2 protein-coding genes are annotated in these 2,350 nt (G+C 44.9%); both read left to right on the plus strand.

The genetic code is table 11. The annotated features are described in order from the left end of the window. Window positions 1–624: contractile injection system protein, VgrG/Pvc8 family (locus tag BO26_RS24400; RefSeq protein WP_268870633.1), on the plus strand; the 624-nt coding region annotated here is incomplete at its 5' end. A gap of 22 nt (window positions 625–646) precedes the next feature. Further along, the gene (locus BO26_RS21400; protein WP_036775012.1) at window positions 647–2,245 is read left to right on the plus strand and encodes a hypothetical protein; all 1,599 of its coding nucleotides are present in this window, start codon (window positions 647–649) and stop codon (window positions 2,243–2,245) included. Window positions 2,246–2,350 lie beyond the last annotated feature (105 nt).

Consider the following 2,350-nt stretch of genomic DNA (forward strand, 5'->3'; position numbering starts at 1 on the left):
AGGAAAATAATGGCCGATTCAGGACTGGTTTTTACCCTTACCGTCGGTAACCTCCCCCCGCAAACTTTTGCCGTCGTTGAATTTACACTGAATGAAGCTCTGTCAACCCCATTCAGTCTGGACGCCACACTCTCCAGCGCTAACCCCGACATCGATTTTAAAGATGTCCTGGATAACTCCGCCACCCTGACCGTCTACCGTGACGGACTACCCGAACGTGAGGTCACCGGGATTGTCACTCAGTTTGAGCACAGCACCACCGGACGCCATCGCAGTCATTATTCCCTGACCCTCCAGCCCGCACTGTGGCGGGCCGGATTACGCGTCAACTCCCGGATTTTTCAGCATCTTCCTAATATTCCGTCTGCGCCAACCCATATAGATGAAGAGGCATTAATACGTCATCAAAACCTGGCAGAGGCGTGTTTTTATTTTTGTCAGGATAACGAAATCACCAATGAACGTTCTATCCGGGGATTTCTCTATCTGCTGATGGAAAGACGTATCGAACAATTTCAACACATCCCGCCAACATGGCTAGCCCAACTCAGCGATAATCAAGGGCCTGGCTATTATCGAATGGAAAAATTATTAACAAGCGAATTAGGGTTTATTCCCAAATAAACCCGCTAATAAGGTAATCGATATGACTCAACAACGTACTTCTCCCCCTGCCGGGGCTGCTTGTATGACATGTAACAACCCCGATCCCTGTCTCTGTGAAATCAGTGTCACTTTTGATAAGAAAACTCAGGTCTGGCCTAAAAAACCCATGATTAACATGAACCTTGTTGATGATGGGAAAGGCCAAACCGGAACGATACAAATTGCAGAAAAATGTGATCACGCCAAACATCAGGCTGTACTGCTTGGGGGACCCAAAGAGAAAACTTTGAAATTTAATACGCCTGAAAAGGTCACGTTATTCTACAAAGAGCATTTAGAAGATACCGATATTGAAAACGGTCTGAAAAGTGTCGTGTCTTATCTGTCTAATATTGCTAACCCCACCGATATGTACAAAGCTCCCCGATATTATAAGCTCGTGACAGAAGCCTGTACGGGTCGTCAAAAGTACGCGACGATAGCGGTTTACCCCTCAGTCAGTTTTATGGTCTCGGTAGGATTTGGCTTTGATTTTTCCCATGGTGAACGGCCCATTAAAGAACGGCGTGATGAACAGAGAAAAGCCCGTCAGGCTATGGCAAATGTCAAACCTAAAGATGGCAATAAATTACGTGGCGGGTGGACCGTTCACACGGATAAATTTTACCTGACCAGAGAAACCGCCCTTAACGTTGAGTACGCCTTGACCGTTCAGGATATGGATTACTCAAACAAATTTGCCAAAACCAACAAAGTCAGGAAAACCCGGGAGAGTTTAGATGCCATCAATCGGGTCGAAAAACTGTTGGGATACACGAAAAAATACCTAGCACCCGCGCCTGATTCAAAAGGTAAAGGTACCCATGATTACCAGCTGTTTGACCTCAAAATTGATCCCATCAATATTGGGCTGGCTTATGCCTATGACCGAACCAGCTCAGTCGATGACAGCTCCCATTTTGTGGGTTTCAGCGCCGCCCCATTTATGGGCATGACCGCCAAACTGGACCTCATCCAAATGGGTGCCGCTTATTGCAAGATAGACAAAATTGCCGCCAAATTCCGAAAAGCAATAGAACGTAAGAATGCAAATGACAAAAATTACTTAGAGATTGAATGTTGCCTTATTTTGACCTGCAATCTGTCCTTTCAGTTGGGTGCTGCCTATAAAAGCAAGCAATGGACTTTTGATGCCGGTAATAAAAATGCTCTGAAATTAAGTCTGGAAGGAAAAATAAATGCCGCTTTTAAGACCAAGATTATGATAATGGAAGTTGCGCTAAATGCGAAAGGCGCTGTCAAAACGGCGGCGGGTTTTAAATTCGATCAACATGATAAGGGGATCGATCTCGTCGGTTACCACGATGGGATTACAGCTGAAATTGAGGTAACTGCGGATACAAAGAAAGAAAAAGATAGAAAATCTATAGCTAAAGTCAAGAAGAAGTGGGTTATTGCCGATCCGTTAAAAGCCAGCGAATCCCCGTTAAGAATAAATCTACTAGGGGAAGAACGGCTTATTACCCGGCCTGAGACAGTCCCAGGGGCTGAAACAACGCCGTGGGAAATGGGTTATAACCCTAAACCTAAGCTGGATAATATCCCATTTATCACAACGGGATTCCCAGGAATGAGATAAAAAGGATCAGAAATGAAATTAAAACTGTTATTACTGTTATCAGGAGTGCTTGTTATGTCCAGTGCTAACGCAGATGAACCCAGACTATATATTCGCAGCGGATTC

Source organism: Photorhabdus australis DSM 17609, from assembly GCF_000711895.1.
In the GTDB taxonomy this organism is placed as follows: Bacteria; Pseudomonadota; Gammaproteobacteria; order Enterobacterales; family Enterobacteriaceae; genus Photorhabdus; species Photorhabdus australis.

Excerpts from the sequence above, each read along its gene's own strand:
- BO26_RS21400 (WP_036775012.1), top strand. The coding sequence starts at position 647 with ATGACTCAACAACGTACTTCTCCCCCTGCCGGGGCTGCTTGTATGACA.